Origin of the sequence: Streptomyces sp. P9-A2 (assembly GCF_036634175.1) — a bacterium.
Taxonomy (GTDB): domain Bacteria; phylum Actinomycetota; class Actinomycetes; order Streptomycetales; family Streptomycetaceae; genus Streptomyces; species Streptomyces pratens.
In genome coordinates, this window is record NZ_JAZIFX010000001.1 from 7,838,163 (window position 1) to 7,850,938 (window position 12,776).

General features: G+C 71.9%; 15 protein-coding genes and 1 pseudogene. 10 read left to right on the top strand and 6 right to left on the bottom strand.

Annotated features, from left to right (window positions below; all coding sequences use genetic code 11):
• The first annotated feature begins 1 nt into the window (after window position 1).
• Window positions 2-136: a hypothetical protein gene (locus V4Y04_RS35090; RefSeq protein WP_332432323.1), complete on the top strand. Its 135-nt coding sequence runs from the start codon at window positions 2-4 to the stop codon at window positions 134-136.
• Window positions 137-169: 33 nt separating this feature from the next.
• Here V4Y04_RS35090 and V4Y04_RS35095 read toward each other — a convergent pair whose 3' ends face one another.
• Window positions 170-1,279, bottom strand: coding sequence for a polyprenyl synthetase family protein (locus V4Y04_RS35095; RefSeq protein ID WP_332432324.1), 1,110 nt, complete (start codon window positions 1,277-1,279; stop codon window positions 170-172).
• Window positions 1,276-2,409: a tetratricopeptide repeat protein gene (locus V4Y04_RS35100; protein WP_332432325.1), complete on the bottom strand. Its 1,134-nt coding sequence runs from the start codon at window positions 2,407-2,409 to the stop codon at window positions 1,276-1,278. Before V4Y04_RS35100 ends, V4Y04_RS35095 begins: the two co-directional genes overlap by 4 nt.
• A gap of 289 nt (window positions 2,410-2,698) precedes the next feature.
• On the opposite strand from V4Y04_RS35100, the gene V4Y04_RS35105 reads away from it, so the two are divergent.
• Window positions 2,699-2,857, top strand: coding sequence for a hypothetical protein (locus V4Y04_RS35105; protein ID WP_332432326.1), 159 nt, complete (start codon window positions 2,699-2,701; stop codon window positions 2,855-2,857).
• Between the two features lie 267 nt (window positions 2,858-3,124).
• On the opposite strand, the gene V4Y04_RS35110 is transcribed toward V4Y04_RS35105, so the two are convergent.
• A complete protein-coding gene (locus tag V4Y04_RS35110) occupies window positions 3,125-3,511 on the bottom strand; it encodes a DUF302 domain-containing protein (RefSeq protein ID WP_332433118.1) in 387 nt (128 codons plus the stop codon).
• Window positions 3,512-3,691: 180 nt separating this feature from the next.
• Here V4Y04_RS35110 and V4Y04_RS35115 point away from each other — a divergent pair, with 180 nt between their 5' ends.
• Genes V4Y04_RS35115 through V4Y04_RS35125 form a run of 3 tightly spaced genes read left to right on the top strand, consistent with a single transcriptional unit; the run spans window position 3,692 to window position 6,222 of the window.
• The gene (locus V4Y04_RS35115; protein WP_332432327.1) at window positions 3,692-5,071 is read left to right on the top strand and encodes an MBL fold metallo-hydrolase; all 1,380 of its coding nucleotides are present in this window, start codon (window positions 3,692-3,694) and stop codon (window positions 5,069-5,071) included.
• A gap of 39 nt (window positions 5,072-5,110) precedes the next feature.
• Window positions 5,111-5,476, top strand: a complete 366-nt coding sequence (locus V4Y04_RS35120; protein ID WP_332432328.1) for a rhodanese-like domain-containing protein — start codon at window positions 5,111-5,113, stop codon at window positions 5,474-5,476.
• Entirely contained in the window at window positions 5,473-6,222 is a 750-nt protein-coding gene (locus V4Y04_RS35125; protein WP_332432329.1) for a sulfite exporter TauE/SafE family protein, read from the top strand. The genes V4Y04_RS35120 and V4Y04_RS35125 overlap by 4 nt, the downstream gene beginning before the upstream one ends.
• Before the next feature lie 29 nt (window positions 6,223-6,251).
• On the opposite strand, the gene V4Y04_RS35130 is transcribed toward V4Y04_RS35125, so the two are convergent.
• Entirely contained in the window at window positions 6,252-6,533 is a 282-nt protein-coding gene (locus V4Y04_RS35130; protein ID WP_018845516.1) for a metal-sensitive transcriptional regulator, read from the bottom strand.
• A gap of 77 nt (window positions 6,534-6,610) precedes the next feature.
• Here V4Y04_RS35130 and V4Y04_RS35135 point away from each other — a divergent pair, with 77 nt between their 5' ends.
• Window positions 6,611-7,174, top strand: a complete 564-nt coding sequence (locus V4Y04_RS35135) for a rhodanese-like domain-containing protein (protein ID WP_332432330.1) — start codon at window positions 6,611-6,613, stop codon at window positions 7,172-7,174.
• Here the strand turns inward: V4Y04_RS35135 and V4Y04_RS37945 are convergent.
• Window positions 7,074-7,454: an integrase core domain-containing protein gene (locus V4Y04_RS37945; RefSeq protein WP_443080133.1), complete on the bottom strand. Its 381-nt coding sequence runs from the start codon at window positions 7,452-7,454 to the stop codon at window positions 7,074-7,076. The two genes, V4Y04_RS35135 and V4Y04_RS37945, sit on opposite strands and share 101 nt — an antisense overlap.
• A 203-nt stretch (window positions 7,455-7,657) precedes the next feature.
• Between V4Y04_RS37945 and V4Y04_RS35145 the strand changes: the two genes are divergently transcribed.
• On the top strand, window positions 7,658-7,942 hold the full coding sequence (locus tag V4Y04_RS35145) for a hypothetical protein (RefSeq protein WP_332432331.1): 285 nt from the start codon (window positions 7,658-7,660) through the stop codon (window positions 7,940-7,942).
• 559 nt (window positions 7,943-8,501) lie between these two features.
• Here the strand turns inward: V4Y04_RS35145 and V4Y04_RS35155 are convergent.
• A pseudogene (locus tag V4Y04_RS35155) lies at window positions 8,502-8,717 on the bottom strand (transposase); the annotation flags it as partial.
• Between the two features lie 288 nt (window positions 8,718-9,005).
• On the opposite strand from V4Y04_RS35155, the gene V4Y04_RS35165 reads away from it, so the two are divergent.
• The 3 genes from V4Y04_RS35165 to V4Y04_RS35175 are packed head-to-tail and all read left to right on the top strand — an operon-like array spanning window position 9,006 to window position 12,543.
• Window positions 9,006-10,682 (top strand): FAD-dependent oxidoreductase, encoded by a 1,677-nt coding sequence (locus tag V4Y04_RS35165; RefSeq protein WP_332432332.1) that lies wholly within the window; start codon window positions 9,006-9,008, stop codon window positions 10,680-10,682.
• On the top strand, window positions 10,679-12,196 hold the full coding sequence (locus V4Y04_RS35170; protein WP_332432333.1) for an ATP-binding protein: 1,518 nt from the start codon (window positions 10,679-10,681) through the stop codon (window positions 12,194-12,196). The genes V4Y04_RS35165 and V4Y04_RS35170 overlap by 4 nt, the downstream gene beginning before the upstream one ends.
• On the top strand, window positions 12,193-12,543 hold the full coding sequence (locus V4Y04_RS35175; protein WP_332432334.1) for a UBP-type zinc finger domain-containing protein: 351 nt from the start codon (window positions 12,193-12,195) through the stop codon (window positions 12,541-12,543). Before V4Y04_RS35170 ends, V4Y04_RS35175 begins: the two co-directional genes overlap by 4 nt.
• Window positions 12,544-12,776: the final 233 nt, after the last annotated feature.

The window sequence follows — 12,776 nt, forward strand, 5'->3', positions numbered from 1 at the left end:
CATGCCCCGGCCCCGGCCCCGGCCGACAGCCTGCAAGCGCGCCCACCCCGCTGCGGCCCACCACCGCAGCAGCCGCCGACTGCTGCGCACCTGGGTCCTCGGCGGTCTCATCAACGAGTACGGATACGCCGCCTGACCCGTGGCGATGACTTTTCGAGCGGTACACGCTTCACCAACTGCGGTCGAGCAGGCAGGCGAACAACGCGTCCAGATCCTCGGCCGCGCCCCGCGCGAAGGGCACCCCGCGCAGACCGTGACGCGCGGCGTCCAGATGCCGACGCGCCTCCTCACGGGCTGCGGCCCGCCCGCCCGCCTCCTCCACCAGCATGGCGGCATGCGCCGTAGCCGCGCCGTCCAGCAACCCGGGCGCCTCCAGCAGCACCGCCAGTTCCCGCGCGGCCGGCCCGTCCCCGGCCAGCGCCGCGAGTACGGGGTAGGTCTTCTTGCGCAGCCGCAGGTCGCCGTGGACGGGCTTGCCCGTCACCGCCGGCTCACCCCAGATGCCCAGCAGGTCGTCCACCGCCTGGAAGGCCACGCCCAGATGCCGCCCAGCCTGCTCCAGCACCGCCACGGTCCCGGCAGGCGCACCGCCCAGCACCGCACCGAGCGCGATCGCACAACCCAGCAAGGACCCGGTCTTGCCCTCCGCCATCGACCGGTACTGCCCAGGATCCACCGCACCGGCTCCGCTCCACGGACGCCGCTCGAATCGCAGGTCCTCCGCCTGCCCGCACACGAGCGCGTTGAGCGTCTCACCCAACCGCCGGACCGCTTCCCCCGTCCAGGGCCCCGGTGTCTCGGCCAGGCACTGCACGGCGAGAGCCAGTAGCGCGTCGCCGGCCAGGACGGCCGGACCCGTCCCATAGGTCTTCCACACCGCCGGGCGCTGCCGCCGCAGGCCGTCACCGTCCATGATGTCGTCGTGCAGCAGGGGGAACGTGTGCACCAGCTCCACAGCCACCGCACCCGCGACAGCCACTCCACCGTCCGCCCCCACCGCCTCGGCCCCCAGCACGGCGAGCGCCTGCCGCACCCCCTTGCCCTCGGAGCCGCCCGGATCCGGCGTCCCGGCTGCATCGCTCCAGCCCAGCGCGTACGCCGCCATCTCACCGGTCCAGGGATGCAGCCGCCCCACCGCCTCCACCAGCGACGGCCGCACCAGCTCACGACAACGCTTCAGCACACCGCCCACCGCGGCGCCGTGACCGTGCGACACTCCCGTCGCAGCGGCGTCCGCCGAGCCGGAGGGGGAGTACACCGACGACATGGAGGAACTCATCGCAGCCCCTCCACGCCGGCCGCCTGCAGGGCCTCCGTCCCGCCCGCAGGCAGCACCGGCCCCCGGCCTCCGTCCGGTAGCGGCCCCAGACCCAGTTCAGCCGCCGCCTTCTCCACCATCTCCCTGGCGTGCCGCAGCCCGATGCGGTCGAGCATCGAGCGCAGCTCCGCCAGCTCGGCGGCGCTCCGCGCAGCGTCCCGGCCCAGCCGGGCACGCGCCTTGACCAGCCCCAGTCGCGACAGTGCCGTCCCCCGCGGCTCCTCGATCTCGCGGAACTCCTCCAGCGCCCGCGCATACAGCTCCCGGGCCTCGGCGTAACGACCAGCCCGGTACAGCACGTTGCCCCGCATCTTGTGGTTGTAGGCGAGGGCGCTCGACAACTGCATCTCGCGGCAGGCCTCCTCCGCCCGCGACAGCAGCGACAGGGCACGCTCCACTTCTTCGTCGCGTACGGACACCACATCCGCGATGCCCCGCAGCGCCCATGCCCACCCGCGCCGGTCTTCCGCACGCAGCGCCGTCTCGGCCGCCTCCTCGAACAGTGCCAGCGCCTTGTCGTAGGAACCGGTGTTGCGGTGCATCTGCGCGATGCCCTCCAGTGCCCACACCGTGTGCCGTGCCTCACCGCGACGACGGGCCTCGGCCAGCAATTGCTCGTGCAGTCTCCCCACAGCCTCGTAGTCGCCCTGTATTCGCCCCGTTTCGGCGAGCCCCGCCAGCGAATGGCCCCGTACGACGACGTCACCGCCCCGCTTGCCCATCTCGGCCGCCAGCCGCAGCAACCGGTACGCCAGAGGGAACGCCCCCCGCTGCCGGGCCAGCGTGCCCCCGCTCCACAGGGCCCACGCCATCGCGCCCTCGTGGCCGGCCGAACGCGCCGCCCGGTAGCTCGCCTTCCACGCCCGGTCGGCCTCCTCGATCCGCCCCAGCCTCCGGTACGCCTCCGCCACGGCCAGCCCGCAGCGGGCCATCTCCCGCCGGTCACCGGCCTGCTCCGCCGCTCGCAGCTCCTCGACGCCCCGGGCGAGCACCTCGGGCAGGGAGGCGTTCACCGACAGCGACCCGAGAGCCCCTTGGCACTCCGGCGCGGAAGCCTTCACCCGCTCCGTCCCACTTACCTGACTGGGCATCAAAACTCTCCTTCGGTCGCCTTGGCGACCAAGATGGCGACGGCATGAGGAGGTTCCGCATGAGCCGCGAGATCAGTCTCCTTATGGGTGCCGGGTCATCCTCAAGTGCTACGAGCGGCACGCGAAAGTCGTCGGCGAGGTGTACGGCGGCCCTGCGGCAGCCGGCGGCTGCGGAGCGGTGGCAGTTGCACGGACCAGTGACGAGTCGGCGCGCGACCCTACGTGCCTGCTGCTTGCCGGCCGGGCGGTCCGTGGCGGGGGCGGTGTGCCGAGTCACGAGACACTGCTGATGCAGCAGGTCCTCGTTGACCCGGGGTGGGCCGAGCGGCTCACCGACGCGGACCGGCGGGCGCTGTCCCCGCTGTTCTGGACGCACGTCGATCCCTACGGCCGGTTCGAGCTGGACATGAACAGCCGCTTGGAGCCGGACCTGACCGTCCTGCCGTGACGATGCCCGGCCCGCGCGGTCCGCAGGGCCAGGAGGTTCCGGTTCGGAGGGGATGCCGGGGGTTCACAGAGGGGCGGCCGGAGCGTTCTGCTCCAGGCGGGGCCGGGAGTGGCGACGAAGTCCTCGGCGCGGGACAACCGGACGCGCGGCTTCTCCACCTGCTCGACGGCGGCTCCACTCGTCGTCGCGGGCGCGCTCCGGCAGGGCTCGCGCTCCTCCGGCCCCGGGCAGTGGCACGTCGCCAGGCGCCCGGGGCCGGCTGGTCGGTCAGGTCAGGGCGGCCAGAGCCGCGTCCAGGCGGGCGGCGGCGTCGCCGGCGACGGGTTCGAGGGCGGGCAGGCCGCTCAGGGTGACCATGGTGTTCGGGCCGAGGGCCTGCACGAGGGTGGTGTCGCCGTCGCGGCGGACGACGACGTTGCAGGGCAGGAGCAGGCCGATGCCGCGGTCGGCTTGAAGGGCTTGGTGGGCGAGGGACGGGTTGCAGGCGCCGAGGATCAGGTAGTCCTCCATGTCGTGGCCGAGCTTGGCCTTGAGGATGGTTCTGACGTCGATTTCGGTGAGGACGCCAAAGCCCTGGTCGGCCGGCGCCTTGCGTACGGCGGTGACGGCGGTGTCGAAGTCGGCGTCGAGGCGGACGGTGCGGTCGTAGGACACGGACACTCCCGGATGGTTCGGAACGACTGATTCTCTATACCCCGCCGGGTACCTGAGCGGGGCGGTGCGATGCAGGGCGGGGCGGGGTGCTTTCCGCCCGTGGAATACCCCCCTGGGTATAGCTGTTAGGGTGAGTATCAAATACCCCCGGGGGTACATCTTTCAAGAGGAGCCGTAGTCGTGTTCTTCGTCGACACCCTGGAATTCGAGGGCCTGGGCAACCGCAGCTACCTGGCCGGCGGCCCCGGTGCCGCGGTGGTCATCGACCCGCCGCGCGACATCGATCAGGTCATCGCGGCAGCGGCCCGGCGCGGGGTGCGCATCGCGTACGTCGCCGAGACCCACGTGCACAACGACTACGTCACCGGCGGTCTGGAGCTGGCCCGCATTACCGGTGCCCGCTATCTCGTACCGGCCGGGGCGTCGGTCGCCTACGCCCGGACTCCGGTCGCCGACGGCGACACGTTCGCGGTGGACGAGGGCCTGATACTGCGCGCCGTGGCCACGCCCGGTCACACTCCGCACCACACCTCCTATGCCCTGACCGAGGACGGGCGCGGTGTGGCGGCGTTCACCGGCGGGTCGCTGCTGATCGGCACGGTGGGCCGTCCGGACCTGGTCGAGCCAAGACTGACCGAGGAGCTGGCCCGCGCCCAGCACGCCTCCGCCCACCGCCTGGCCGACGAGCTGGACGACGAGGTGCCGGTGCTGCCCACGCACGGGTTCGGCAGCTTCTGCTCCTCCTCGCAGGACGAGGGGGATGCGACCACGATCGGCCAGGAGCGCAAGACCAACGACGCGCTGACCCTGGACGTGGACACCTTCGTCGCGCAGATGCTCGCCGGGCTGGACGACGTGCCCGCGTACTACGCGCACATGGGCCCGGCCAACGCCGCCGGCCCCGCGCCGGTCGACCTGACCCCGCCCAGGCGTGCGGACGGCGAGGAGATCGCCGCCCGGCTGGCCGCGGGTGAGTGGGTGGTGGACCTGCGCAGCCGTATGTCCTTCGCCGAGGGGCACGTGGCCGGCTCGTTCAACTTCGAGGGCGAGGGCAAGCTCGCCACCTATCTGGCCTGGCTGATCCCGTGGGGCAAGCCCGTCACCCTGCTCGCCGACACCCCGGAGCAGGTCGCCGACGCGCAGCGGGAGCTGGCCCGGGTCGGTATCGACCGCCCGGCCGCCGCTGCCACCGGTGACCCGGCGACGGGCTGGGTACGCGCCGGTGAGCAGCTCGCCTCCTTCCCCCGCGCCCGCTTCGCCGACCTCGCCGATGTCCGCGAGCGTGGCGAGGACGTGGTCGTCCTGGATGTGCGGCGGGATTCCGAGCGCGCGGGCGGCTTCATCGACGGCTCGGTCCACATCCCGATCCACGAGCTGCACGGCCGCATCAGTGAGGTGCCGGAGGGGACGGTGTGGGTGCACTGCGCCGGCGGGATGCGCGCGGCGATCGCCGCCTCCCTGCTGGATGCCGCAGGCCGTGACGTGGTCGCCGTCGACGACGGCTTCGACGCCACCACCGAGGCGGGACTGCCCCTCACCCGCTCCGACCACACCGGCTGACGCGCATCCTCCGCACCATCCGTACGAAGGTGATCCACGATGTTCTCGCTTCTTCGCCGCGGCCCCGGCCGCCTCGCCCCCCAGCAGGCCCATCAGCAGACCAGCGACGGCAAGGCCGTGCTGCTGGACGTCCGCGAAACACCGGAGTGGACAGCCGGGCACGCTTCCGGTGCGCTGCACCTGCCGCTGTCCCGCCTGACGGCCGGGGCATCGCTCCCGGCAGTCGCGCAGGGCAAGCCGGTGGTGGTGATCTGCCGCTCCGGGAGCCGCTCCCAGCAGGCCGCCAAGCTGCCGGCCGGACGCGGCGTTCAGGCCACCGACGTCACCGGCGGCATGACCGCCTGGGCCCGTGAGGGCCTGCCGGTCACCGATGGTCAGGGTGGCAGCGGCGGTGTCATAGCGTGAGTGCGCTGATCCTGGCCCTGGTCGCCGGGGCGGTGGTCGGACTCGCGCTCGGCGCGCTCGGCGGGGGCGGCAGCGTCCTGGCCGTCCCAGCGCTGATCTATCTGCTCGGCTTCACCCCGGCCGCCGCCACCACCGCCAGCCTGATCATCGTCACCGCCACCTCGCTCACCGCCCTGTACGCCCACGCCCGCACCGGCAACGTCCGCTGGAAAGCCGGCGCCCTGTTCGCCGCGGCCGGACTCCTGCCCGCCGCCGCGGCCGGTGCCGCCGCATCCCGCCTGCCGCAAGCGCTGCTGACCGCCGCGTTCGCCGCCATCGCGGCCCTCGCCGCGGTGAAGATGCTGCGGCCCGGCCGGACCGGCGGCGACCGCACCGCGACGGTGCGGCCGGCGAAGGCCGCCGGGACCGGAGCCGGCCTGGGGGCACTGACCGGGCTGCTCGGCGTCGGTGGAGGCTTCCTCGCCGTCCCCGCCCTGGTCGGTGTGCTCGCCTTCGAGATGCAGGCCGCCGTCGGCACCAGCCTGCTGGTCATCTCCACGAACTCCCTCGCCTCCCTGGCCACCCGAGGTGCCACCACCGCCGGCATCGACTGGGCGCTCATCGGCCCCTTCACCAGCGCCGCGATCCTCGGCGTCTGGGACGGCAAACGCGTGGCCGCCAAGGTCACCGGCACCCTGCTGCAACGCACCTTCGCCGTTGTCCTGCTGGCCGTGGCCGCCTTCATGCTCACCGACGCCCTCACCTGACCCCGGCCCGCGAGGGGCCGGGCCCCGGGTCAGGCCAGCGAAAGGAACAGCTTCTCCAGACGGGCACGCATCTGCTCCCGGTCACCGGAAGCGGCCATGTCCGCATCGGTCAGGCAGTGCTGCAGACCGGTCGCGATGATCGCGAAACCCGCCTTGTCCAACGCCCGGGAGGCTGCGGCAAGCTGCGTGACCACGTCCTCGCAGTCCCGTCCCTCCTCGATCATCTTGATCACACCAGCAATCTGGCCCTGCGCCCGGCGCAGCCGGTTGACCACCGTCTTCAGTTCCTCAGCCGCCATCGCCAGTTCCATAACCCACACTCCTTCGAGATACCCCCGCGGGTATCCTATCGAAGGGGTAACCCCAACCGAGCAAAGGAAAATCCCCCGTGGCACCCACCACCCTCACCGCCGACCAGGCCAACGCCCGCTTGAACGAGCTGACCGTCATCGACGTCCGCACCCCCGGCGAATACGCCTCCGGCCACCTGCCCGGTGCCCACAACATCCCCCTCGACCACCTCGACGTGGCCATGCCCGCCCTGAAGACCGCCGCCGACCGCGGCGACCTCCTCGTCGTGTGCGCCTCCGGCGCCCGCTCCGCGACCGCATGCGGGCGCCTGGCCGCTCAGGGGATCATCGCTGCCGCCCTCACCGGGGGCACCACCGCCTGGACCCAGCTCGGCCACGACACCCACCGCCCCGCCGGCACCCGCGCCCCCTGGGCCATGGACCGCCAGGTCCGCCTCGCCGCCGGAACCCTCGTCCTGGCCGGGCTGCTCGCCGGACAGCGCTGGAGCGCGGCACGCCTGCTGTCCGCGGGCGTCGCAGGCGGCCTGGTCCTCTCCGCCCTCACCGACACCTGCGGCATGGCCAAGATCCTCGCCAAACTGCCCCACAACCAGCCCAAGACCGAAGACCTCGACGCCACCCTCGCAGCCCTGACCAGCTGACTTCGCCGGCACACGGGCCTTGACCCGGAATCCTGGACACGGGCTGTGCGGCTTGGGCCAGGGGAGTCGATGTTGTGTCGAGTGCTGCCTCGTAGGCGATGGGGCTGCGGTGCCCGAGGCGGGAGTGACGGCGTCGGGTGTTGTAGCGGTTGAGCCGGCGGAACGCGTCGAGGCGGGCCTCGCGTTCGCTGGACCAGGTCTTGCGGCCCTGAAGCGTCTCTCGTTTGAACGTCGCGTCGAAGGACTCGGCAAGCGCGTTGTCCGTGCTGGAGCCGATCATGCGGATGCTGCGCGAACACGACGAGCACACAACTGCGATGAAAGCCGTGTGCGGGGCCGTGTGTCCGGGCCGGAAGCCGCCGTTCGGATCATTTGAAGCGGCCCTTCAGGTGATTGCCGGACGCCTCATGAGCCAGGCAACTGTCGCAGGGGTACAACGTCTCAGCAGAGGACGAATCCAGAACCCCCGTGAGGAGCTCGGTGATGTACGCAGCAGTCCGGCGGTACGAAGGGGTGACCGATCCGGTCGCGGCGGGACGCCTCGTGAATGAGGGCTTCGTGCCGCTCATGCGCCAGGTCTCCGGCTTCGTGGCCTACTACTGGGTCGATGCCGGGGACGGAGTAATGGTCTCGACCGGTGTCTTCCAGGACCAGGCCGGTGCCGAGGAATCGATCTCGAAAGCGGCCGACTTCGTGAGGGAGAACCTTGCGTCAATGCTCCCCAACCCTCCCCAGGTCACGGCCGGGGAGGTGCTGGCTTCCGCGTAGCAGCGTTCGGACCGGCCTCCTGGGTTCCCCGTGCCGCTGAAGCCGCGCGGACGAGTGCGTTGACCTGCAGAAATGCCTGAGCCCTGGATATTGGCGGGTGGGAGACGGTCGGGTGCTGCCTCCCACTTCCGATCGCTCGCGGAGAGGGCGGCTGGGCAGGTCGCGGGCCTGAGTCGGGGCGGCGGGCGATTCCATCGGCAGTACAGGAGCCCGGTACCCGTTGGCCCGCAGGGATGGGGGCGGATCGGGGCAGGACGCAGTGCCTCGGCTCGCGACCGGCCCGGATCTTGAATCCAGCGGCTCGTCCTCTGCCGGAGGAAAACCGCCTGCGCCGGCTCCAGGAGACCGAGTAGCGGCAACGCGAGACGCTCCAGGGCCGCAAGCACCGGTCCAGCGAGCGCGAGGCCCGCCTCGACGCGTTCCGCCGGCTTGAGCGCTACAACACCCGGCGCCGTCACTCCCGCCTCGGACACCGCAGTCCGATCGCCCATGAAACAGCGTCCCGAACAACATCGACTACGCTGACACCAGCCGCATGACCCGTGTCCAGGATTCGAGGTCAAGGCCCTCGCCTGTAGCGGCACAGGGCTGCTGCCAGGCCGAGAAAGGCCAGGTAGTTGCGGGGGTGGCGTTCGTAGCGGTGGTTGAGGCGGCGGTATCCGGTCAGCCAGGACATCGATCGTTCGATGACCCGCCTTCGGCGCCCCAGCCGTTCGCTGGACTCGACTCCCTTGCGGGAGATGGGCACGCCGATGCGCCAGGCGCGCAGCGGCGGCCCGCGGCGCCCGGCCTCCCGTCCTGCCCACTCCGGCGCGGCGAGGCTCTCCTCCGCTGCGGCCACCCCTGCCGTGATCGGCCGCGTCGTGCCGTCCGCCTCCCTGTGGGGTGAGTCGTCCTCGGTCCGGTCCTCCCCACCGGGTGATCACGGAAGCGGGCGGCCGGGAGGGCAAACATCCGCACACTCGGGCAAACCGGGGCGATCGAACATACGATGGGCGGGAGCCGGCGCGGTGCCGCAAGGGCGCACCGGGCCGCCTGTCCGACCACACGGGGTGACAGACACATGGCACAGGCCGTGGAGCCGACGCGGACCGTCCTCATGACCGTGGACGACGACCCGGGGGTCTCCCGCGCCGTCGCCCGGGATCTACGGCGGCGCTACGGCGCCTCGTACCGGATCGTGCGCGCGGAGTCCGGCGAGTCCGCGCTGGACGCGCTGCGCGAGCTGAAACTGCGCGGAGACCTCGTCGCCGTCATCCTGGCCGACTACCGCATGCCGCGGATGAACGGCATCGAGTTCCTCGAACAGGCCCTGGACGTGTACCCGGGCGCACGGCGGGTCCTGCTGACCGCGTACGCGGACACCGACGCGGCGATCGACGCGATCAACGTCGTCGACCTGGACCACTACCTCCTCAAGCCCTGGGACCCGCCCGAGGAGAAGCTCTATCCGGTCCTGGACGACCTGCTGCAGGCCTGGCGACGCAGTGACTACCGGCCGGTGCCCAGCACCAAGGTGGTCGGGCACCGCTGGTCGGCGCGGTCGTCCCAGGCGCGGGAGTTCCTGGCCCGCAACCAGGTGCCCTACCGCTGGTACTCCTCCGACGAGCCCGAGGGGAGGCGGCTGCTGGCCGCCGCCGGGCAGGACGGGCAGCGGCTGCCGCTGGTGGTCACCCCGGACGGCACGCCCCTGCTGGAGCCGGAGGCACCGGAGCTCGCGGCCCACGTGGGGCTGGCGACGACACCGGCGGCCGACTTCTACGACCTCGTCGTGGTGGGCGGCGGCCCGGCCGGGCTCGGCGCTGCCGTGTACGGGGCCTCGGAGGGGCTGCGGACGGTGCTCGTGGAGCGCTCGGCGACCGGCGGACAGGCCGGGCAGAGCTCCCGGATCGAGAACTACCTGGGTTTCCCGGACGGCGTCTCCGGCGCCCAGCTGACCGACCGGGCCCGCCGGCAGGCGGCGAGGTTCGGCGCCGAGATCCTCACCGCGCGCGAGGTGACGGGCCTGGAGGTGGGCGGCGCGGCCCGGACCGTACGGTTCTCGGACGGCTCGGCGGTCGCCGCACACAGCGTGATCCTGGCGACCGGGGTGTCCTACCGGCAGCTGCCCGCGGCCGGCGCGCGGGACCTGACCGGCTGCGGGGTGTTCTACGGTTCGGCTCTGACCGAGGCGCCGTCCTGCCGGGGCCAGGACGTCTACATCGTGGGCGGCGCCAACTCGGCGGGGCAGACGGCGGTGTACCTGGCACGGGACGCCAAGTCGGTGACCCTGCTGGTGCGGGGCTCCTCCCTGTCGGCGTCGATGTCGTACTACCTGGTCCAGCAGATCGAGGAGGCCCCCAACGTCTCGGTGCGCACGGGCACCGTGGTGGAGGCCGCGCACGGCTCCGGCCACCTGGAGAAGCTGACCCTGCGCGACACGGCGAGCGGGCGGAGCGAGCTGGTCGACACCCAGTGGATGTTCGTGTTCATCGGCGCGGCCCCGCTCACCGACTGGCTGGACGGCACGGTGCTGAGAGACGGGCGCGGGTTCATCCTGGCCGGGCCCGACCTCACGCCCGACGGACGTCCGCCCCCCGGCTGGGAGCTGGACCGGCCGCCGTACCACCTGGAGACCGATGTGCCCGGCGTGTTCGTCGCGGGTGACGCGCGCGCGGAGTCCGCCAAGCGGGTCGCGTCCGCCGTAGGAGAGGGAGCCATGGCCGTGATGCTCGTCCACCGGTATCTGGAGCAGTCATGAGCGGCCGGCCGATGCCGTGCGGCCCGGAGGAGATCGGCTCGCTGTTCCTGTTCGAGAAGCTGTCGGGTGAACAGCTGGACCGGCTGTGCCGCGAGGGGCGGACGGAGCGGTTCGACCCCGGCCCGGTCTACACCGAGGGCGAGCCGGCCGCCTGCTTCTACGTGATGCTGGAGGGCACGGTGGTGCTCTCCCGCCGGGTCGGTGGCGACGACGTGGAGGTCGTCCGGTCCTCGCAGCGCGGGGTTTATTCGGGCGCCATGCAGGCGTACCTCGGGGACCGGCTGCGGCAGGTCTACAACAACTCGATGCGCGTCACGGAGCCGACGCGGTTCTTCGTGCTGCCCGCCGAGACGTTCGCGGACATCATGCGCGAGTGGTTCCCGATGGCGGTGCATCTGCTGGAAGGGCTGTTCTTCGGGGCGAAGAGCGCCCAGGCGGCCGTAGGACAGCGGGAGCGGCTGCTGGCGCTCGGGTCGTTGTCCGCCGGGCTCACCCATGAGCTCAACAACCCGGCGGCGGCGGCCGTCCGGGCCACCGCGACGCTGCGGGAGCGGGTGGCCAGGATGCGGCACAAGCTCGCCCTCATCGCCGAAAGCCCCTTCTCCAAGGACCAGTTGGCGAATCTCATCGACATCCAGCAACGTACCGCCGAGCGGGTCGCCAAGGCACCGGTGCTCACCCCGCTGGAGGTGGCCGACCGCGAGGACACCCTCACCGACTGGCTGGAGGAACACGGCATCGAGCAGGGCCGGCAGATCGCGCCGACCTTCGTACAGGCCGGGCTCGACATGGACTGGCTGGAGCGGGTCGCGGCGGCCGTCGGGCAGGAGATCCTGCCGGGCGCCGTGGGCTGGCTCAACTACACGGTGGAGACCGAGCTGCTCATGGACGAGATCGCGGACTCCACCACCCGGGTCTCCCGACTGGTGGACGCCGCCAAGCAGTACTCCCAGCTGGACCGCGCCCCCTACCAGGTCGCCGACGTGCACGAACTCCTCGACAGCACGCTGCTGATGCTGTCCGGCAAGATCGGGCCGCGGATCGGGATCGTCAAGGAGTACGACCGTACGCTGCCGCGGATCCCCGCCTATCCGGCGGAACTGAACCAGGTGTGGACCAACTTGATCGACAACGCGGTCTGCGCGATGGGCGGCGCGGGCGGCGACGGCACGCTGACCGTGCGCACCGCGCTCCACGACGACCGGCTTCTCGTCGAGTTCCGGGACACCGGGCCCGGCGTGCCGCCGGAGATCCGCGACCGCGTCTTCGACCCGTTCTTCACCACCAAGCCGGTCGGCCGGGGCACCGGTCTGGGGCTGGACATCTCCCGGCGGATCGTCGTCCACAAGCACCACGGCAGCATCGGCGTGGAGTCGGTGCCCGGCGACACCCGTTTCCGGGTACTGCTGCCCCTGGCCGCCGTCGAACCCGACGCAACGGCCCTCTCCTCCGCCTCGTCCGACGGGCCGCCGCTCACGTCCGAGGACCGTACGACATCCCAGGAGCCGGTATGACCAGCGACACCGGAATCGACCCTCGCGTCCCGCCCAGCGGCACCGGCTGCGTCGAGTGCGACGCCGCAGGCGGCTGGTGGTTCCATCTGCGGCGCTGCGCGCAGTGCGGCCACATCGGCTGCTGCGACGATTCCCCCGGCAAGCACGCCACCACCCACCACCGGGCCACCGGGCACCCGGTGATCCGCAGCTACGAGCCGGGCGAGGGCTGGTTCTGGAACTACGAAACGAACGAGCTGTACGAGACCGGCCCCGAGCTCGCGCCGCCGGTGAGCCACCCGGCGGACCAGCCGACACCCGGCCCGGCGGGCCGCGTCCCCGCGAACTGGGCGGACGTGCTGCGCTGAGCCGTCCCGAGCCGCCCACCGTCGCACGTGCGCGGCGCATTGTCCCGCACATGGCATAAGGCATCCACCCGCAGCTGCCCACAGACAGCCGGCCCCTGGAATCGCCCAGCACCGGAAACCGGGCCTGCGGCGCCCAGCCGCCCTCATGCGAGCGACCGAAGGGCGGGAGACACAGAGCCGACGGCACGTCACCCGCCCACACGGGGTGTCCTACCGGTCGGCGATTATTCGGT